Origin of the sequence: Kitasatospora sp. SolWspMP-SS2h, from assembly GCF_003259315.1 — a bacterium.
In the GTDB taxonomy this organism is placed as follows: Bacteria; Actinomycetota; Actinomycetes; order Streptomycetales; family Streptomycetaceae; genus Kitasatospora; species Kitasatospora fiedleri.
In genome coordinates this window covers 206,930-224,694 of record NZ_QLLT01000006.1, presented here as the reverse complement: position 1 = coordinate 224,694, position 17,765 = coordinate 206,930, and the positions used below count along the sequence as shown (strand labels likewise).

At 75.0% G+C, this 17,765-nt stretch carries 21 protein-coding genes; 4 read left to right on the top strand and 17 right to left on the bottom strand.

Translation table 11 applies throughout. From position 1 onward, the window contains the following. Positions 1 to 369: 369 nt before the first annotated feature. From K353_RS09885 to K353_RS09840, 12 genes are all read right to left on the bottom strand, one after another. A complete protein-coding gene (locus K353_RS09885) occupies positions 370 to 1,110 on the bottom strand; it encodes a VIT1/CCC1 transporter family protein (protein WP_111553195.1) in 741 nt (246 codons plus the stop codon). A 187-nt stretch (positions 1,111 to 1,297) separates the two neighbouring features. Then, entirely contained in the window at positions 1,298 to 2,305 is a 1,008-nt protein-coding gene (gene lgt / locus K353_RS09880) for a prolipoprotein diacylglyceryl transferase (protein ID WP_111553194.1), read from the bottom strand. Between the two features lie 120 nt (positions 2,306 to 2,425). Continuing rightward, a complete protein-coding gene (locus tag K353_RS09875) occupies positions 2,426 to 3,283 on the bottom strand; it encodes a thioredoxin domain-containing protein (protein WP_111553193.1) in 858 nt (285 codons plus the stop codon). Positions 3,284 to 3,344: 61 nt separating this feature from the next. Next, positions 3,345 to 3,857: a MauE/DoxX family redox-associated membrane protein gene (locus K353_RS09870; protein WP_199528051.1), complete on the bottom strand. Its 513-nt coding sequence runs from the start codon at positions 3,855 to 3,857 to the stop codon at positions 3,345 to 3,347. Positions 3,858 to 3,991: 134 nt separating this feature from the next. Then, complete coding sequence (locus K353_RS34290) at positions 3,992 to 4,162, bottom strand: hypothetical protein (RefSeq protein WP_158585381.1); 171 nt, start codon at positions 4,160 to 4,162, stop codon at positions 3,992 to 3,994. 228 nt (positions 4,163 to 4,390) lie between these two features. Next, positions 4,391 to 5,200 (bottom strand): tryptophan synthase subunit alpha, encoded by an 810-nt coding sequence (gene trpA, locus K353_RS09865; RefSeq protein WP_111553192.1) that lies wholly within the window; start codon positions 5,198 to 5,200, stop codon positions 4,391 to 4,393. 2 nt (positions 5,201 to 5,202) lie between these two features. Continuing rightward, the gene (gene trpB, locus K353_RS09860; RefSeq protein WP_111553191.1) at positions 5,203 to 6,435 is read right to left on the bottom strand and encodes a tryptophan synthase subunit beta; all 1,233 of its coding nucleotides are present in this window, start codon (positions 6,433 to 6,435) and stop codon (positions 5,203 to 5,205) included. Positions 6,436 to 6,525: 90 nt separating this feature from the next. After that, positions 6,526 to 6,684 (bottom strand): tryptophan biosynthesis modulator TrpM, encoded by a 159-nt coding sequence (gene trpM / locus K353_RS37140; RefSeq protein WP_370447579.1) that lies wholly within the window; start codon positions 6,682 to 6,684, stop codon positions 6,526 to 6,528. Between the two features lie 8 nt (positions 6,685 to 6,692). Continuing rightward, entirely contained in the window at positions 6,693 to 7,505 is an 813-nt protein-coding gene (gene trpC, locus K353_RS09855; RefSeq protein WP_111553190.1) for an indole-3-glycerol phosphate synthase TrpC, read from the bottom strand. Between the two features lie 175 nt (positions 7,506 to 7,680). Then, positions 7,681 to 8,127 (bottom strand): DUF2752 domain-containing protein, encoded by a 447-nt coding sequence (locus K353_RS09850; RefSeq protein ID WP_111553189.1) that lies wholly within the window; start codon positions 8,125 to 8,127, stop codon positions 7,681 to 7,683. 103 nt (positions 8,128 to 8,230) lie between these two features. Beyond that, positions 8,231 to 8,479, bottom strand: coding sequence for an HGxxPAAW family protein (locus K353_RS09845; RefSeq protein ID WP_111553188.1), 249 nt, complete (start codon positions 8,477 to 8,479; stop codon positions 8,231 to 8,233). 440 nt (positions 8,480 to 8,919) lie between these two features. Continuing rightward, a complete protein-coding gene (locus K353_RS09840; RefSeq protein ID WP_233533475.1) occupies positions 8,920 to 9,516 on the bottom strand; it encodes a TIGR02234 family membrane protein in 597 nt (198 codons plus the stop codon). 125 nt (positions 9,517 to 9,641) lie between these two features. On the opposite strand from K353_RS09840, the gene K353_RS09835 reads away from it, so the two are divergent. Further along, entirely contained in the window at positions 9,642 to 10,670 is a 1,029-nt protein-coding gene (locus K353_RS09835; RefSeq protein ID WP_111553186.1) for an NAD-dependent epimerase/dehydratase family protein, read from the top strand. A 9-nt stretch (positions 10,671 to 10,679) separates the two neighbouring features. After that, a complete protein-coding gene (locus K353_RS09830) occupies positions 10,680 to 11,492 on the top strand; it encodes a helix-turn-helix domain-containing protein (RefSeq protein ID WP_199528050.1) in 813 nt (270 codons plus the stop codon). Between the two features lie 22 nt (positions 11,493 to 11,514). Here the strand turns inward: K353_RS09830 and K353_RS09825 are convergent, their stop codons facing one another. The 4 genes from K353_RS09825 to K353_RS09810 form a co-directional block, all read right to left on the bottom strand. Then, complete coding sequence (locus tag K353_RS09825) at positions 11,515 to 13,020, bottom strand: anthranilate synthase component I (RefSeq protein WP_111553185.1); 1,506 nt, start codon at positions 13,018 to 13,020, stop codon at positions 11,515 to 11,517. A gap of 66 nt (positions 13,021 to 13,086) precedes the next feature. Next, entirely contained in the window at positions 13,087 to 13,461 is a 375-nt protein-coding gene (hisI, locus tag K353_RS09820) for a phosphoribosyl-AMP cyclohydrolase (RefSeq protein ID WP_100835751.1), read from the bottom strand. A 142-nt stretch (positions 13,462 to 13,603) separates the two neighbouring features. Next, entirely contained in the window at positions 13,604 to 15,202 is a 1,599-nt protein-coding gene (locus K353_RS09815; RefSeq protein ID WP_111553184.1) for a WXG100 family type VII secretion target, read from the bottom strand. Further along, positions 15,202 to 15,516: a hypothetical protein gene (locus K353_RS09810; RefSeq protein WP_146616433.1), complete on the bottom strand. Its 315-nt coding sequence runs from the start codon at positions 15,514 to 15,516 to the stop codon at positions 15,202 to 15,204. The genes K353_RS09815 and K353_RS09810 overlap by 1 nt, the downstream gene beginning before the upstream one ends. 144 nt (positions 15,517 to 15,660) lie before the next feature. On the opposite strand from K353_RS09810, the gene K353_RS09805 reads away from it, so the two are divergent. Together K353_RS09805 and K353_RS09800 are read left to right on the top strand one after the other, a co-directional pair. After that, positions 15,661 to 16,179 (top strand): septum formation family protein, encoded by a 519-nt coding sequence (locus K353_RS09805; protein ID WP_158585380.1) that lies wholly within the window; start codon positions 15,661 to 15,663, stop codon positions 16,177 to 16,179. A gap of 25 nt (positions 16,180 to 16,204) precedes the next feature. Continuing rightward, positions 16,205 to 16,849: a TIGR03085 family metal-binding protein gene (locus K353_RS09800; RefSeq protein ID WP_111553181.1), complete on the top strand. Its 645-nt coding sequence runs from the start codon at positions 16,205 to 16,207 to the stop codon at positions 16,847 to 16,849. Between the two features lie 93 nt (positions 16,850 to 16,942). Here K353_RS09800 and hisF read toward each other — a convergent pair whose 3' ends face one another. After that, positions 16,943 to 17,713 (bottom strand): imidazole glycerol phosphate synthase subunit HisF, encoded by a 771-nt coding sequence (gene hisF / locus K353_RS09795; protein ID WP_111553180.1) that lies wholly within the window; start codon positions 17,711 to 17,713, stop codon positions 16,943 to 16,945. Positions 17,714 to 17,765: the final 52 nt, after the last annotated feature.

Here is a 17,765-nt window from a genome sequence, read left to right as displayed (position 1 = left end):
GGTGCAGGTTACATGATGCCGCCTGGACCGGGAAGTGGATTCATGCGTCCACATCCCGGACTGATCCCCAGGTCAGGGGGCGGATGGGGGAAAGGCGCAGCGTCGCGCGTTCCCTCCAGTGTGCCCCCTGCCGGAGGCCGGGAAACAGGGGCGAAACGCCCTCGCCACACGCGCCTCAGGAGTCCCACCTGGGATTCTTCGAAGTCGACGCCGCCCCGCTTGCGATTCCCGGGGTCGACGGCCGGATGTCGAGACTAGGGCAAGGCGCGGGCTCAGGCCCATGTGCGGAACATCACGCGCCTCATGGCATAACTATACAGAGGTCTGGATTTTCGTACAAGGCCGTCCGGGTGACGGCCGGGTGGCGGGTCAGCCGACGGCCCCGCCGATCAGCCGTCCCAGCAGGTAGGTGACGCCCGCCGCGGCCCCGCCCAGCACCAGCTGCCGCAGGCCGGAGAACCACCAGCTGCGGGCCGTCACCCGGGCCACCACCGCGCCGCAGCCGAACAGGCCCAGCACCGCCAGCAGGGCGGCCGGCCAGAGCGTGGTCGCGCCCAGCAGGTAGGGCAGCACCGGCAGCAGCGCGCCGAGCGCGAAGCAGCCGAACGAGGAGAGCGCGGCGACCAGCGGCGAGGGCAGGTCCTCCGGGTCGACGCCGAGCTCCTCGCGGGCGTGCACGGCCAGCGTGGTCTCGGGGTCGGCGGAGAGCTGCCGGGCCACCTCGCGGGCCAGCTCCGGGTCGACGCCCCGGGCCGCGTACAGCTCGGCCAGCTCGGCCAGCTCGCCCTGCGGGTTGCGCCGCAGCTCGATCCGCTCGACCTCCAGCTCGGCCTCCACCAGCTCGCGCTGGGAGGCCACCGAGGTGTACTCGCCGGCCGCCATGGAGAACGCGCCGGCCGCCAGCCCGGCCAGGCCGGTGAGCACCACGGTGCCCGGCGCGGCGGCGCCGCCGACCACGCCGGTCATCAGCGCGAAGTTGGACACCAGGCCGTCCATCGCGCCGAACACGGCCGGGCGCAGCCAGCCGCCGTTGACGTCCCGGTGGTGGTCGGCGTCGGGTATCCGGGGCTGCGGGCTGTCGGTGTGCGGGTCTGCGGTGATGGTGCTCATGCGGACGGCTCCCCTTCCGGGCACGGCGGTTCCCCCCGGGCCGCGGATCGGCCGGGCTTGCTGGTGCCCTTCGAACGTAGCCGTTTGACCTGCGCGTTTCCAGCAAAGTAAGCCTGCCCAAAGGCAGTTGGGGCCGCCTCCGCCGGTCTCGGCGGGGGCGGCCCCGAGGGGGGTCGGGAGCCTCGGCTCAGGAGGGCCGTTCGGCGTCCCCGGGCACCTTGGCGGCCTCGGTGTCCTTGGTGTGATCGGTGTGCTCGGCGTCGTCGGCGACCCGCGCGGGGGCGGCGGCCGGGGCGTCCTGCGGCTCCGGCTCGTTCCCCGGCTCGGCCTCCGCGGCGGCGGCCCCGGCCTCGGCGCGCTCCCGGGTGGCCTGCGGGTCGATCGCGTCCGGGTCCTCGCGGCCGGGGCGGAGCCTGGCGGAGAGCACGAAGGCGACGATCGCGCCGACGAAGACCAGGATCGCGGTCCAGTCGTTCAGGCGCAGGCCGAAGAAACGGTGCGCCTCGTCGATCCGCAGCCACTCGGTCCAGAACCGGCCCAGCGTGTAGGCGGCGACGTACAGCGCGAAGGCCCGGCCGTGGCCGAGGGTGAAGCGCCGGTCGGCCCAGATCACCAGGACCGCGACCAGCACGCACCAGAGCGACTCGTACAGGAAGGTCGGGTGGTAGACGCCCTGGACCACGGTGCCGTCCGGGAGCGTCTTGTCGATCTTCAGGCCCCAGGGCAGGGTGGTGGGGCGGCCGTACAGCTCCTGGTTGAACCAGTTGCCCCAGCGGCCGCAGGCCTGGGCCAGCGCGATGCCGGGGGCGATCGCGTCGGCGTAGGCGGGCAGCGGGACGCCCCGGCGGCGGGCGCCGATCCAGGCGCCGACCGCGCCGAAGGCGATGGCGCCCCAGATGCCGAGGCCGCCCTCCCAGATCTTCAGCGCGTCAATCGGGTGCTTGCCCGCACCGAAGTACAGCTGGTTGTCGGTGATGACGTGGTAGAGCCGACCGCCGACCAGGCCGAACGGCACCGCCCAGACCGCGATGTCGCCGACGGTGTGGCGGCCGCCGCCGCGGGCGACCCACCGCCTGCTGCCGAGCCACACGGCCACGACGACACCGATGATGATGCAGAAGGCGTAGGCGCGCAGCGGGACGGGCCCCAGGTTGAGGACGCCCCGCGACGGGCTCGGAATGTATGCGAGATCCATGGCACTCTCGACGCTACCGTGTCCCACCGGCACCACCGGCACCGGAGCGGGTCACGGTAGCGTCACGCGGCCCGGTCTGGGCCGGGCGCGGGGAGGGATCAGGGATCGGGGCGGGGGCGGTCAGGGCGAGGGCGGGTTGTTCGACTCGCCGGCGGTCGTGCTGGGGGCCGGGCTCTGCCCGTGCGAGCCGGGGGTACCGAGGGTCTTGCCCTGGTTGGCCGCGTCCACCCACTTCACCAGGTTCTCCGGGCTGATCTGCTCGTCGCCCTTCTTCGGGTAGATCGCCTCGCCGTTCAGCAGCACCGTCGGGGTCGACTTGTAGCTGGACTTGTCGAAGTCCTGCTGCACCGCCGAGACCCAGCCGCCGAACGTGTTGTCGTTGACGCAGGACCGGAACGCGGGGGTGTCCAGCCCGGGGACCTGCCCGGCCAGGTCGATCAGGGTCTGCTTGTCGCCGAAGGAGTCCGCGGTCTCGTCCGGCTGGTTGCGGTAGAGCACGTCGTGGTAGTCGCGGAAGTGCCCGGCGTCCTGCGCGCAGGCCAGCGCGTTGGCGCCGTACTTGGAGCCGTTGCCGCCCAGCGAGCGGTCGATGAACGAGACGAGGTGGTAGTCGACCCGGACCTTGCCGGCGTCCTCCAGCTGGTCGACGGTCGGTGAGAAGCTCCGCTCGAAGCTGCCGCAGGCCGGGCAGCGCGGGTCCTCGTAGACCGTCAGCGTGGACGGGGCGTCGGCGCCGCCGACCGGGACGACGAGGTTCTTGTCGCCGCTCGCGCCCGCCGGGGCGGCGGTCGGGGTCTCCGGCTTGGAGCGCTGGTTCTGCACCACCACGCCGACCACCACGGCCGCCGCGATGACCACGGCCACCACGCCGCCGACCGCCAGCTTCTTGTTGCGCCGCGCCTTGGCCTCCTCGGCGGCCCGGGACTCCCGCATCTTGTCCCGGGCGTCGCGCTTGCCTTCTCGGTTCTTCTCGCTCATGGGGTGCTCTTGCCAGTCCAGGGGTCGGTTTCGTCTGATCGGTGGCGGTGGACGCGCGGCGTCAGGCGGCCAGCCAGGCGTCCGCCGAGAGCTTCGTCCGGGGCCGGTAGACCAGCCACGCCGACAGCAGCAGGAACCCGGAGTCGCGCAGGATCTCCTGGAGGTACTTGGTCTGCGACTCGTCCACCGCGCCGCCGCCGCCGAAGCAGCCGCAGTCGATCGAGATGCCGCGCGCCCAGGCGGAGGAGATCCCGGCGATGAAGACCAGCAGCAGCAGGCCGGAGACGACCGCGACGATCCTGGTCCCGAGACCGAGCACCAGCAGCAGCGCCAGCGCCAGCTCCAGGAACGGCAGCCCCCAGCCGACCGGCTTCACCAGCGACTCGGGGAGGATCTCGTACGCCCGCACGGCCTGCGCCGCCTCGGCCGGGTCGGAGACCTTCGCCAGGCCCGCCCAGCCCCACACCACCGCCAGGCCCAGCCGCACCGCCAGGCCGAACCACTCGGCCGCCGCGCCGTCCACCGCCCGGCGCAGCCCGCCCACCCGGCCGTGCTCGACCTGCTGACTGGCCATCAGTTCGGTTCCCCCTCGGGCGCGTTCCACCGTTTCCTGCCTGATGAACCGTAGGGGATGGCGGGGGGTTCCTCCACATTGGCGAGTTACGCCGTATGAGCGACCTTAAACGGTCATACGTCCGATTTTCCGGATCATCGTCCCGGCGGTGCGCAGACCGCGTCCGCCGACCGGCACGACACCGCCCGCTCGGCCCCCCGCCGGGCCAACTCCCGCTCCACGCCCCCGCTTCCGACCAGCGCGACGGCCAGCGCCAGCCCCGCGGCCAGCGCCCGCAGCAGCACCTGCCGGTGCACCCGCGCCATCCGGACACCCTTTCGTCGACGAACCACCGGAGGCTCCAACGGCGCCGACGGGCCGGGCCGCACCGGCGCCGCCCGGTTTTTCACCCTCGCGGAGTAGGTCCTCCCCTCCGGGTCCCGCCGGGCGCGCGGCACCGGGAGGCCGACGCCGCGCGCCGACCCGGCCGGAAACGCGGAGAACCGCCCGGGGAGCGGCGGTCGCTCCCCGGGCGGTTCCCGGTCGTGGTGCGGTTACCTGCGGCGGACGCCCCGCGCCAGCTCGCCCGCGAGCGCGCGGACCGCGGCGACGCCGTCGGCCGGCTCCGCGGCGTCCAGCAGGCGCTGGACGAACGCCGAGCCGACGATCACGCCGTCCGCGAAGGCGGCGACCTCGGCGGCCTGGTCGGCGTCGGAGACGCCCAGGCCGACGCAGACCGGCAGCGCGGTGGTGGCGCGGGTGCGGGCCACCAGGTCCTCGGCCAGGTTGCCGACCGCGGCCCGGGTGCCGGTCACGCCCATCACGGCGGCCGCGTACACGAAGCCGGAGCCGGCCGCGGTGACTTCGGCCAGCCGGTGGTCGGTGGAGGACGGGGCGACCACGAACACGGTGTCCAGACCGTGCTCGGCGGCGGCCTTGCGCCACTCCTCGGACTCCTCCACCGGCAGGTCCGGCAGGATGCAGCCCGCTCCCCCGGCGGCGGCCAGGTCGGCGGCGAACCGGGCGGTGCCGTAGCGGTCCACCGGGTTCCAGTACGTCATCACCAGGACCGGCACGGCCGGGTGGGCGGCGGCGACCTCGGCGACGGTGCGCAGCACGTCCTTGATCTTGACGCCGCCGCGCAGCGCGATGTCGTCGGCGGTCTGGATGACCGCGCCGTCCAGCACCGGGTCCGAGTGCGGCAGGCCGACCTCGACGACGTCGCAGCCGCCCTCGATCAGGGCGTTGATCGCGGCGATGCCGCCGTCCACGGTCGGGAAGCCGGCCGGCAGGTAGCCGATCAGGGCCGCGCGGCCCTCCGCCTTCGCGGCGGCCAGGGCGGTGGTGAGCTTGGTGTCGGCCATGGTCAGTTGGTTCCCTCGGCGTCGTAGAGGCCGAAGAACTCGGCGGCGGTGTGCATGTCCTTGTCGCCGCGGCCGGAGAGCGAGACCAGGATCGTCCCCTCCGGGCCGAGCTCGCGGCCGAGTTCGAGCGCGCCGGCCAGGGCGTGCGCGGACTCGATCGCCGGGATGATCCCCTCGGTGCGGGACAGCAGCCGCAGCGCCTCCATCGCCGCCCGGTCGGTCACCGGGCGGTACTCGGCCCGTCCGGTGTCCTTCAGCCAGGCGTGCTCCGGGCCGACGCCCGGGTAGTCCAGGCCGGCCGAGATCGAGTGCGACTCGATGGTCTGGCCGTCCTCGTCCTGCAGCACGTAGGTGCGCGAGCCGTGCAGCACGCCCGGGTCGCCCTTGGTCAGGGTGGCGGCGTGCTTCGGGGTCTCGGCGCCCTCGCCGGCCGCCTCGCAGCCGATCAGGCGGACGCCCGCGTCCGGGATGAACTCGTGGAAGATGCCCATCGCGTTGGAGCCGCCGCCGACGCAGGCGACCACCGCGTCCGGGAGCCTCCCGGTGCGGTCCAGCACCTGCTGCCGGGCCTCGACTCCGATTACCCGGTGGAAGTCGCGGACCATCATCGGGAACGGGTGCGGGCCGGCCACCGTGCCGAACAGGTAGTGGGTGGAGTCGACGTTGGCGACCCAGTCCCGGAACGCCTCGTTGATGGCGTCCTTCAGGGTGCGGCTGCCGGAGGTCACCGGGATCACCTCGGCGCCCAGCATCCGCATCCGGGCGACGTTCAGCGCCTGCCGCCGGGTGTCGACCTCGCCCATGTAGATGGTGCAGTCGAAGCCGAACAGCGCGCAGGCGGTGGCGGTGGCCACGCCGTGCTGGCCGGCCCCGGTCTCGGCGATGATCCGGGTCTTGCCCATCCGGCGGGTCAGCAGCGCCTGGCCCAGCACGTTGTTGATCTTGTGCGAGCCGGTGTGGTTGAGGTCCTCGCGCTTGAGCAGGACCCGCGCCCCGCCGGCCTCCGCGGAGAACCGGTGGACGTCGGTCAGCGGGCTCGGCCGGCCGGTGTAGTCCTTGAGCAGGGCGTCCAGCTCGGCGGCGAACGCCGGGTCGTTCTTGGCCTTCTCGTACTCCTCGGCGACCTGCTCCACGGCGGCGACCAGCGCCTCCGGGATGAAACGGCCGCCGTAGGCGCCGAAGTAACCGCGGGCGTCGGGCACCTGGGCGCCCGGAAGGTAGTGCTCGGACATGATCCGTCCTCGGATGAAGGATTGACGGCGTGGACGTGGGGGCCGCGGCGGGTGCCGGCCCCCTCGCGAAGGGCCGGGTCCTCCGGCGAGGAGCTAGAGGAGCCGGCCGCGGGGCCCGCGCCATCGGCGCCCGGGGACCTGTCCGGGCTCGCAGCCGATCACGTACCGCACCCGTCGCCCCAGCACCCGGCGCGCGGGCGCGCGGCAGCCGCGCGGGCGGCAGCCGGGGGCGAGACGGGTGGCGATCGACACGGCGGAGGTCAGCCCCGCCCGTTGTTGCGCAGCGCCGGGTGCGCCCCGGCGGCGACCAGGTCGGCGACCGCGGTCCGCGGGTCCCGGCCGGTGACCAGGGACTCGCCGACCAGCACCGCGTCGGCGCCCTGGTTGGCGTAGGTGATCAGGTCGTGCGGCCCGCGCACCCCGGACTCGGCGACCTTCACGATGTGCGCCGGGATGGCGTCCACCACGTTGCCGAAGGTGTTCCGGTCGACCTCGAGGGTCTTGAGGTTGCGGGCGTTGACGCCGATGATCCGCGCGCCGGCGTCCACCGCGCGGGCGATCTCCTCCTCGTCGTGCACCTCGACCAGCGGGGTCAGGCCGATCGACTCGGCCCGCTCGATCAGCGAGACCAGGGCCGGCTGCTCCAGCGCGGCGACGATCAGCAGCGCCAGGTCCGCGCCGTGCGCGCGGGCCTCCCACAGCTGGTAGGCGGTGACGATGAAGTCCTTGCGCAGGACCGGGGTCTCCACGGCGGCGCGCACCGCGTCCAGGTCGGCCAGCGAACCGCCGAAGCGGCGCTGCTCGGTGAGCACGCTGATCGCGGCGGCCCCGCCGGCCGCGTAGTCGGCCGCCAGCGCGGCCGGGTCGGCGATCGCCGCGAGCGCGCCCTTGGACGGGCTGGAGCGCTTGACCTCGCAGATCACCCGGACGCCGTCGCCGCGCAGCGCGGCCACGCCGTCCTTCGCCTCGGGCGCCTTGGCGGCGAGCTCCTTGAGCTCGTCCAGGGAGACCCGGGCCTGTCGCTCGGCGAGGTCCTGCCGGACCCCGTCGATGATCTCGTCGAGCACAGTCACGCGTGCGCCCCCATCGTGTTTCGCTGGTGCGGCCGGGGCGTCGAGCGCGGTCCCGGCCTTTCGATTCGATGGTATCGGGCGCGGGGGGCGCACTCCGCATCCGCACGGCGCGCGTCTCGATCGGCGGACCGCCCGGCGGGCGCTCCGGCCCCGCCGTACGCCCGGTGCACGCCGCTCATTCGAGGGGCGGTGCCAGGCCCGCGCCGACCGGCAGGTTCCGCACCACCGCGAACAGCAGCACCGCCAGCACCAGCACCCCCGCCTGCCGGCCGGTGAGCCGCCGCCCCCCGCCACCCGGCCGTCCGCGCACCGCCCGCACCGTCCAGGCCGCCCAGAGCGCCGGCAGCCCGAACGCCAGCACCGCCACCAGCAGGTTGTCGTGCACCGACGTCGGCACGTCCCCCCGGACCAGCGCGTGCACGCAGCGCAGCCCGCCGCAGCCGGGACACCACCAGCCGGTGGCCCGCAGGAACGGGCAGACCGGGTAGTGGCCGGGCGTGTTCGGGTCCACCAGGGCGACGAACCCGGCCGGCAGCGCGACGGCCGCCAGCGCGGCCAGCGGACGGACCAGCCGGCGCGCCGCGGAGCCCTCGGGCCGGGACGGGGCGGCGGGAGCGTTCACGGGGACGATTGTGCCCCCGGGCGGACCGGGCCCGGCCCCGAAACGCCGGACGGCGGGCCCGAGGGCCCGCCGTCCGGTGCGCCGCTGCGCGGCTCCGCCGCGATCAGCCCGCGGTGACCGCGGTGCGCTCCTCGGCGGTGACCGGCGCGAAGTTCTTGCTGGGCTGCCGGCCCATGCCCGCCATCGACATGGCCTTGCCGACCACGCCGCCGATCAGGACCACGGCGAGGCCCGCGATGACCAGCACGACGTTCGGCATGATCATCGCGACACCCGCGATGCAGAAGCCGACGAAGGAAATGACCACGCCGGTCCACGCGGCGGGGGTGTGGCCGTGCGCTGCTGCAGCCATCTTGTTGGTGCTCCTTGTTTCTCCGGGGCCCGGTCGGGCGGGCCTGGGGCGGCGCTCGACGGGTTGACGCTCCCCATTGTGCCGGGCCGAACACGGCGCCCCCAAGCCGGGTCGGGGTGGTGCCGCGCACATCCGGCCGCGGCCGGACCGGGCGGTGGACGGGCCGGTGGATCGGCCGACCCGGGCGGGCAGCCGGGCCGGGCGGGCAGGCACCCCCGGTCGAGCCGGCCGTTCGGCCCGGTCGATCGGCTCAGGCGGCACAGCCAGGCCAGTGGGCCGGGACGGTGGGCGGGCCCGGCCCGCCGAGTCGGCCGGTCGGGTCCTCGCCGCGGTCCAGGGCCTTCCAGAGGGCGGCCGGGCCGGCCGGTCGAGTCAGCCGGTCAGGTGCGGTGGGCTCAGCCGGGTCGGCTCAGGCGGCACAGCCGGGCCAGCGGGCCGGATCAGCCCGTCGGGTCCTCGCCGCGGTCCAACGCCTTCCACAGGTCGGCCGGGCCGGCCGCCCGCCCCGTGGCTGCCGTCTTGCGGGTCGGTGCCTCGTAGCGGGAGCCCATGGCCGGCCAGCCGCTGCCGAACCGGGCGGTCAGTGCGCCCGCCGCCACCAGGAGCAGCCCGCCGACCAGGGCCACCCAGGGCCATGCCGTCCGGGTGATCTCCTCGGCCCGGCCGCTGCTCAGGGCGAGCTGGCCCGCCGCGACGGCGTGCAGCCCCGCGGTGTCGGTGTACCCGATCACGGCGCCGACGACCGCGCCCGCGCCCGCCAGCACCGTCAGGGCGCCCACCAGCACCCGGGTCCGGCCGCGCACCGCGAAGACCGCGACCGCCGCCGCCATCGCCACCAGCGCCATGCCGGTCGGCAGCGCCGTCAGCCTGCTCCCGCTCGCGCTCACCGCGATCCGGCTGCCGCCCATCCCGGGCGCCACCCCCTGCGCCCAGGTCCGGCCCACCGACGTCAGGACCAGTACGGCACCCAGCGCGGTCAGCAACAGCATCAGCCCCAACGTGCCGCGGGACTTCGGGGAAGCAGGCGTCTCACTCACTCCCCCAGTGTCCCCGACCTCACCCCGCGCCCGGCCCCCGCCCCCGGTCCGCACGTCCTGTCCCCGCGGGTACCAGGGTCGGCGGGGCCTGGTGGCGGCGGCGCCCCCGGGTGAGGGTGGGGGGCATGGCACACGTACTCGTCACCGGCGGAACCGGCTTCCTCGGCGCGCACACCATCGCCCGGCTGCTCGCGGAGGGCCACTCGGTAACCACCACCGTCCGGTCGCTGACCCGGCGCGGCGACGTCGCGTCCATGCTGGGGGCGGCCGGGGTCGCCGACCCGGCGGCGGTGGCGTACGTCGAGGCGGACCTGACCCGGGACGCGGGCTGGGCCGGGGCCGTGGCCGGCGCCGACCACGTGCTGCACCTGGCCTCGCCGTTCCCCGCCGGCGCTCCCCGGCACGAGGACGAACTGGTCGTCCCCGCCCGGGACGGCGCGCTGCGGGTGCTGCGCGCCGCCCGGGACGCCGGGGTGCGGCGGACGGTGCTCACCTCCTCGTTCGGCGCCGTCGGCTACGGCCACCGGGCCGGCGGGCACGTCTTCACCGAGGCCGACTGGACGGACCTCGACGGGCCGGGCGTCTCCCCCTACGTGAAGTCCAAGACCGTCGCCGAGCGGGCGGCGTGGGACTTCGCCGCCACCGAGGGCGGCGGCATGGAGCTGACGGTCGTCAACCCGGTCGGGATCTTCGGGCCGGTCCTGGGGCCGGACTACTCCAGCTCGGTGCGGATCGTCCACGCGATGCTCAGCGGCGGCATGCGGGTCGCGCCCCCGGTCTGGACCAACACGGTGGACGTCCGCGACGTCGCCGACCTGCACGTCCGGGCGATGACCGCCCCCGCGGCCGCGGGCCGGCGCTACCTGGCGACGGCCGGCGAGCCCGTCTCGTTCCACCGGATCGCGGCCGTGCTGCGCGAACGGCTCGGCGACGCCGCCTCCGCCGCCCCCACCCGCACCGCGCCGGCCGGACTGCTGCGCGCGCTGGCCGTCGTCAGCCCCCGGATGCGGGAGCTGGCCCCGCAGCTGGGCGTGGTGCGCCGGGCCGACGGCACCCGGGCCCGCACCGAGCTGGGCTGGACCCCGCGCGGCGACGAGGAGGCCGTGGTCGCCACCGCCGAGAGCCTGCTGCGGCTCGGCCTGGTGGCCCGCTAGCGTCGGGGCATGGACCCGATGCCGGACACCCTCGGCGACTTCCTGCGCTCCCGGCGCGCACAGCTCACCCCGGAGCGCGCCGGACTGCCGCCGGGAGAGCGGCGCCGGGTCACCGGACTGCGCCGCGAGGAGGTCGCCCAGCTCGCGGGCATCAGCCCGGAGTACTACCTGCGCCTGGAGCAGGGCCGCAACCGGCGCCCCTCCGACCAGATCCTGCGCGGCCTGGCCGCCGCGCTACGGCTGGACGAGGCGGCGGCGGCCTACCTGCACCGCCTCGCCCACCCGGCCCCGCCCACCGGCCCCCGGCCCGGAGCCGGGGCGGCCCGGCCGGACGCGGACCTGCAACTGCTCCTGGACGCCTGGCCGACGACACCCGCCTACGCCCAGGCGGCCTCCGGGCGGGTGGTGGCCGCGAACCGCCTCGCCACGGCGCTGTGCCCGTTCTTCGGCGTCGGCCACGACCCGCTGCGCGCCGTCTTCCTCGAACCGGGGATGCGCCGCCTGTACCCCCGGTGGGACGACGTGACCGCCAAGGCCGTCTCCGGGCTGCGGGCCGCCCTCGCCCTCGACGGCACCGACCCCGGACTCCTGGCCGCCATCGACGAACTCACCACCGCCAGCGAGCGCTTCCGGACCCTGTGGGCCAGGCGGGAGGTGCGCCGCCGCACCGTCGGCCGCACCCGGTTCCAGCACCCCGACGTCGGCGCCCTCGACCTGCACTACGAGAAACTGCTGCGCCCCGAGGCCCGGCAGCTGCTCGTCGTCTACCGGGCCGACCCCGGCAGCCCCAGCGCCGAACGGCTGGAGCTGCTCGGCCGCTAGGGCCCGTCTTCACGCCCCGGCCTCAGCGCAGCGTGTTCGCCGTGGCGACGGCCCGGAGCACCGCCGCCGCCTTGTTGCGGCACTCGGTGTCCTCGGCGTGCGGGTCGGAGTCGGCGACCACGCCCGCGCCCGCCTGGACGTACGCGGTCTCGTCGCGGATCACCGCGGTGCGGATGGCGATCGCCGTGTCGGAGTCCCCGGCGAAGTCCAGGTAGCCGACGCAGCCGCCGTACAGGCCGCGGCGGGTGGGCTCCAGCTCCTCGATGATCTGCATGGCGCGCGGCTTGGGCGCGCCGGAGAGGGTGCCGGCCGGGAAGCAGGCGGTGAGCACGTCGAAGGCGCTGCGGCCCTCGGCGACCTTGCCGGTGACGGTGGAGACGATGTGCATGACGTGGCTGTAGCGCTCGACGGTCATGAACTCGACCACCTCGACCGAGCCCGGCGCGCAGACCCGGCCCAGGTCGTTGCGGCCCAGGTCGACCAGCATCAGGTGCTCGGCCCGCTCCTTGGGGTCGGCGAGCAGCTCGGCGGCCAGCTCGGCGTCCTCGTGCGGGGTGGCGCCGCGGTGCCGGGTGCCGGCGATCGGGTGCAGCATCGCCTCGCCGCCGGCCACCTTGACCAGCGCCTCGGGGCTGGAGCCGACCACGTCGAAGCCGCCCTCCGCGCCGCCGTCCGGCCCGGGGAAGCGGAACAGGTACATGTACGGGCTGGGGTTGGTGGTGCGCAGGACGCGGTAGACGTCGAGCGCGGAGGCCGGGCAGGGCGCCTCGAAGCGCTGCGAGGGGACGACCTGGAACGCCTCGCCGGCCCGGATCCGCTCCTTCACCACCTCGACCGCCTTGCGGTACGGCGCGCCGCCGAACGGCGAGTGCGCCTCGACCGCGGTCGGGGTGTAGGTGGCCAGGCCGGGGTCGACCGGGCGGCGCAGGTCGGCCTCCATCGCGTCGAGGCGGGCGACGGCGTCCGCGTGCGCCTCGTCGACGCCGGTGGCCAGGTCGTTGTGGTTGACCGCGTTGGCGATCAGCAGCACGGTGCCGTCGGCGTGGTCCAGGACGGCCAGGTCGGTGGCGAGCAGCAGGGTCAGCTCGGGCAGCCGCAGGTCGTCCGGGGTGAGGTTCGGCAGCTTCTCCAGGCGGCGCACCACGTCGTAGCCGAGGTAGCCGACCAGGCCGCCGGTGAGCGGCGGCAGGCCGTCGTCCGGGTGCCGGGGGGTGTGCAGGGCGGCCAGGGTGGCGCGCAGCACCTCCAGCGGGTCGCCGCCGGTGGGGATGCCGACCGGGGGCTCGCCCAGCCAGCGGGCGCCGCCGTCCTCGCCGACGGTGAGCACCGCGCCGGAGCGCACCCCGACGAAGGAGTAGCGGGCCCAACTGCGGCCCTGCTCGGCCGACTCCAGCAGGAAGGTGCCGGGCCGCTCCGCGGCGAGGCTGCGGTAGACGCCGATCGGGGTGAGGCCGTCCGCCAGGAGCCGGCGGGTGACGGGAATGACCCGGGTGTCAGCGGCGAGCGTGCGGAAGGCCTCAAGGTCCATGGGGCACCGATCAGATGAGAGGAGCGGACGGGCGGGCGGGACGGTCCGGGGACGGTCGGGGACAGGCTACTGGGCGAGCGGCAGCACGTCGGCGTCGAAGCAGGTCCGGTCGCCGGTGTGGCAGGCCGCACCGACCTGGTCGACCCGGACCAGCAGGGTGTCGCCGTCGCAGTCCAGCGCGACCTGCTTGACGTGCTGGACGTGGCCCGAGGTGTCGCCCTTCACCCAGTACTCGGCCCGGCTGCGGCTCCAGTAGGTGCAGCGGCCGGTGGTCAGCGTGCGGTGCAGCGCCTCGTCGTCCATCCAACCGAGCATCAGCACCTCGCCGGTGTCGTACTGCTGGGCGACGGCGGGCAGCAGCCCGTCCGGGGTGCGCTTGAGCCGGGCGGCGATCGCCGGGTCCAGGGCGGTGCTGCCGGGGGCGGCGGGAGTGGTCGACATGCCCCCATTCTCGCAGGCCGCCACCGGCCGACGGCCGCCGGGCGGTGCTCCCGGCGGCCGTCGGACCCGTGGGGCGGGCGGTGCTGCGGCGGTGCTCCCGGCGGCCGTCGGACCCGTGGAGCGGGCGGCGGTGCCGCGGCGGTCAGCCGAACGCCGTCTGGATCCGCGAGCGGTCCACCCGGTAGGGCGTCGGCTGCTGCTCCAGGCCGAGGTCGCCCAGCAGTTCCCGCTCGACCGCGTTCTTGTCGACGTCGCTCTTCAGGCCCTCCTTGGCGACGCCCAGGGCGGACTGCCCGGCCGCCCTGAGGCCGCCCTTGAGGGTGCCGTCGCCGATCCGGACGCCCTCCCGGTCGTCCTCGTCGATGCCCAGCCCGGCCTTGATCCGGTCCTGGGCCCAGTCGCCGACCTTCTCGGTGGCCTTCTCGTCGAGCTTCCGGGCGATCCTGGCGGCCTTGCCGGTGCCCTCCTCCAGCTTCCGGACCTCGTTGAAGGCCGTCTCGACCTTCTTCATCTTCTCCACCACCTTGGCGACGTCGCCGAGCCTGCGGGTGGCCTTGACCGCCTCGCCCATCTCCTGGAGCGCCTTGAGCAGTTCCTCCAGCGCCTTCGCCAGCTTGGTGGACACCTGCGCCACCCGGGCCACGAAGGTGGCGATCTCCGCCTCGTCGATCAGCGCGCCGACCAGCGCCGCCGCGCCGAAGGTCACCACCGAGAGCACCGCCTCGGCGGCCAGCGAGGCGATCAGCGCCTCGATCGCCTCGGTGATGATCTGGATCACCATGCCCTCGGCCATCGCGCACTCCTGCGCGGCCGAGTTGATGATCTGCGCGGTCTGCAGCATCTCCTCGGCGGTCCGGTCGAGCGCGTCCGCGACGTCGCCCATGTGACCGCCGAACGCGTCGCTCGCCGCCCCCTGCCAGCTCGCCGCCACCGGCACCGCGCCCGAGCGCAGCTCCGCCGCGACCGAGTGCACCGCGGCCGCCTGGGCCTGCCACTGCGCGGTGGCGTCGTTCAGCTCCGCCAGGTTGCCGGTGACCTTCTCCAGCATGTCCAGCAGGCCGGACTCCTCCAGCGCCCACTCGACCGCCTCGTCGAGCGCCCCGCCCAGGCCACCCCGCGACTCGTGCTCGGCCTCCGGCAGCTCCTGGAACGTCCGCTCGATCTGCGCCCGGGCCCACGCGTACGCGTCGGCCGGACCGCCCGGCGCGCCCGGCAGGCCGTACCCGGGCAGCGTGCTCGCTCCGGCGGCCCCGCCGATCCCGCCGATCCCGCCCCCCGCGTACCCGGGCGACGGGGCGGGCAGCGTGCCGACGCCCTCGGGCCCCGCCGACTCCCCCGGTCCGCCCGGCCGGTCCGTCCCTTCGGGTTCCTCCCCGGAGCCGAACAGCTTCTCCCCGACGTAGTCGCCGGCCCTGCCGCCCAGGCTGCCCGCCGCGCCGGTCCCGGCCTCCTTGAGCGCCCCGCTGAACCAGGACTGCCGCGGGTCCACCGGCGCCGCGTCCTCGCCTCCGGTCTCACCGCTCCCGCCGTTCCCGCCGTTCCCGCCGTCCTCGGCGTTCTCGGCGGGTGTGCGCGCGCCGGTGCGGATCTGGCGCGGGTCCCCGACGTGCGGTGCCGGGCCGGTGCCGTGGCCGGGCGCGGGCGCGGCCGGCTGCCGCGGGTGGTCGGCGCCGTGCGTCGTGCCGGAGGTTCCCGAGCCGCCCGAACCGCCCGAGGTGTGATGCCTGGTCCCGTGCGCCATCACCGGCCCCCGCTCATGGTGCCCGCGACGTACTCCTCGTGGTCGGTGTAGTTCCGCGACACCCCGGACAGCCCCTGCGCGCTGCCGTGCACCGCGTCACCGAGCAGCCCGACGTTCTCGCGGCCGGCACCGGCGTGCTCCTGGAACGCCGACGCCAGGTGCTGGGCGTTCGGCAGGTGCCCGAACGCGTCCGAGGAGAGGGTGATCGCCGCGGTGGCCTCCGCGATCCGCCTCAGCTGCTCCGCCTGCTCGGCCAGCAGCGACGAGTACCGGTCGAGCACGCTCGGCTCGACCTGAAACCCGCTGTCCCCCATGGCAGTTGCCTTTCTCGTACATCCCGTCCGACAGGCCGGTCATCCTACTGATCAGCATGCAAAGGATGAGCAAACCGATGCCCGGAAAGGACTGACGTGACAGCTGTCGTGCCCTCAGAATGTCCTTGGATGGAGGGGGTCCGCATGAGCGGTCGACAGAAGGCTTTCCTGGCGGGCCTGGTGGCCGCGCTCGTCGTGGCGGCGGCGGTGGTGGCGCTGCTGTGGCCCGCCCCGAAGAAGCCCGCCGCCGCGCCGCCGCCGAGTCCCTCCCCCAGCCCGAGCCCGAGTCCGAGCCCGTCGAAGACGTACCCGTACGCGTTCTTCGCGCCCGGCACCTGCCTGCTGGCGCCGTGGGTCCGGAACAGCCCGGTCGAGGCGTACACGGCCGTCCCGTGCGACCAGCCGCACGACTCCGAGACGATCGTCAACGTGGTGCTGCCGGAGGGCCTGACCGACGACCGCTCGGTCATCCAGGCCACGCTGGAGCTCTGCAAGCCCGGTTTCACCGACGCGCAGCAGCGGCAGGGCGGCGGCGGTCCCTTCGTCAACAGCCCGCTCGTCCCGCTCTCGACGTTCTACCAGCAGGGCTACCGCGACGTCAGCTGCGCGGTGACCGTCCGGGACGGGCAGGAGCCGCGCAAGATGACCGGACCGCTCAAGTAGGCCGCCCGCGCCGTACGCTGGGCGCATGGTGAGTCTTGCGCAGGGCGAGCGGGCCCGGTTGAGTCGGTTGTTGGCGGCGGCGGGCCCGGAGGGGCCGACGTTGTGCGAGGGGTGGGTGACACGGGACTTGGCGGCGCACCTGGTGGTGCGGGAGGGGCGGCCGGACGCGGCGGCGGGCATCCGGGTCGGGGCGCTGGCCGGGTGGACGGAGCGGGTGCAGGGGAAGGTCGCGGGGCGGGGGTACGAGGGGGTGGTGAAGTCGTTCCGGTCGGGGCCGCCGGCCTGGTCGCCGTTCAACCTGCCGGGGGTGGACGGGGCGGCGAACCTGGTGGAGTTCTTCGTGCACGCGGAGGACGTCCGCCGGGCGGTGCCGTTCGAGCCGGAGCCGGTGGGCGCGGAGCTGGCGGAGGCGCTGTGGAAGCGGGTGCCGGCGGTGGCCCGGTTCAGTGACGCGAAGGCGCCGGTCTCGCTGCGGCTGGTGCACCCGGACGGCCGGGAGGTGACGGTGCGCCGGAAGGGCGCGCCGGTGGTGACGGTGAGCGGGGAGCCGGGCGAGCTGGTGCTGTTCCTGTCCGGGCGGGGCGCGCAGGCCGCGGTGGCGGCGGAGGGCGCGCCGGAGGCGCTGGAGACGCTGGCGCACGTGCTGCCGCTGCCGGAGCCCGGGGCCTGACGCAGGCCGGAGCCGGAGCCGGAACCAGGGCCGGGGCCGCGCCGGTGACGCACCGGCGCGGCCCCGGACGGGCGCCTCATCGCACGGGGGATGTCAGCGGACGGGGTGCCCGGTGGCCCGGAGTTCGTCCTTGACCTGGCCGATCGTCAGGTCGCCGAAGTGGAAGACGCTGGCGGCGAGGACCGCGTCGGCGCCGGCGTCGACCGCGGGGGCGAAGTCGGCCAGTCTGCCGGCGCCGCCGGAGGCGATGACCGGGACGGAGACGGCCTTGCGGGCGGCCCGGATCATCTCCAGGTCGTAGCCGTCTTTGGTGCCGTCGGCGTCCATCGAGTTGAGCAGGATCTCGCCGGCGCCGAGTTCGGCGGCGCGCGCCGCCCACTCGATCGCGTCGAGGCCGGTGCCGCGTCGGCCGCCGTGGGTGGTGACCTCGAAGCCGGAGGCGGTCTCGGTGCCCTCGGGGCAGCGCCGGGCGTCGACCGACAGGACGAGCACCTGGCGGCCGAAGCGCTGCGCGATCTCGCGGACCAGTTCGGGCCGGGCGATCGCGGCGGTGTTGACGCCGACCTTGTCGGCGCCGGCCCGCAGCAGCCGGTCGACGTCCTCGACGGCGCGGACGCCGCCGCCGACGGTGAGCGGGATGAAGACCTGCTCGGCGGTGCGGCGGACCACGTCGTAGGTGGTCTCCCGGGAGCCGGACGAGGCGGTGATGTCGAGGAAGGTCAACTCGTCGGCGCCCTGGGCGTCGTAGAGCTTGGCGAGTTCGACCGGGTCGCCGGCGTCGCGCAGGTTCTGGAAGTTGACGCCCTTGACGACGCGTCCGGCGTCCACGTCCAGGCAGGGGATGACGCGTACTGCGAGTGTCACGGCTGGGTGCCTTCCGAGGTCTGGGGGCCGGCCGGGTCCGGGGCGTCGGCCG

Coding starts and splice junctions, on each gene's coding strand:
- lgt (WP_111553194.1), bottom strand. CDS start 2,305: ATGGATCTCGCATACATTCCGAGCCCGTCGCGGGGCGTCCTCAACCTG.
- K353_RS09810 (WP_146616433.1), bottom strand. CDS start 15,516: ATGGGGGACAGCGGGTTTCAGGTCGAGCCGAGCGTGCTCGACCGGTAC.
- K353_RS09805 (WP_158585380.1), top strand. CDS start 15,661: ATGAGCGGTCGACAGAAGGCTTTCCTGGCGGGCCTGGTGGCCGCGCTC.
- K353_RS09830 (WP_199528050.1), top strand. CDS start 10,680: ATGGACCCGATGCCGGACACCCTCGGCGACTTCCTGCGCTCCCGGCGC.
- K353_RS09825 (WP_111553185.1), bottom strand. CDS start 13,020: ATGGACCTTGAGGCCTTCCGCACGCTCGCCGCTGACACCCGGGTCATT.
- K353_RS09835 (WP_111553186.1), top strand. CDS start 9,642: ATGGCACACGTACTCGTCACCGGCGGAACCGGCTTCCTCGGCGCGCAC.
- hisI (WP_100835751.1), bottom strand. CDS start 13,461: ATGTCGACCACTCCCGCCGCCCCCGGCAGCACCGCCCTGGACCCGGCG.
- K353_RS09870 (WP_199528051.1), bottom strand. CDS start 3,857: ATGGCCAGTCAGCAGGTCGAGCACGGCCGGGTGGGCGGGCTGCGCCGG.
- K353_RS09815 (WP_111553184.1), bottom strand. CDS start 15,202: ATGGCGCACGGGACCAGGCATCACACCTCGGGCGGTTCGGGCGGCTCG.
- K353_RS09885 (WP_111553195.1), bottom strand. CDS start 1,110: ATGAGCACCATCACCGCAGACCCGCACACCGACAGCCCGCAGCCCCGG.
- K353_RS09845 (WP_111553188.1), bottom strand. CDS start 8,479: ATGGCTGCAGCAGCGCACGGCCACACCCCCGCCGCGTGGACCGGCGTG.
- trpA (WP_111553192.1), bottom strand. CDS start 5,200: ATGGCCGACACCAAGCTCACCACCGCCCTGGCCGCCGCGAAGGCGGAG.
- K353_RS09800 (WP_111553181.1), top strand. CDS start 16,205: ATGGTGAGTCTTGCGCAGGGCGAGCGGGCCCGGTTGAGTCGGTTGTTG.
- K353_RS09875 (WP_111553193.1), bottom strand. CDS start 3,283: ATGAGCGAGAAGAACCGAGAAGGCAAGCGCGACGCCCGGGACAAGATG.
- K353_RS34290 (WP_158585381.1), bottom strand. CDS start 4,162: ATGGCGCGGGTGCACCGGCAGGTGCTGCTGCGGGCGCTGGCCGCGGGG.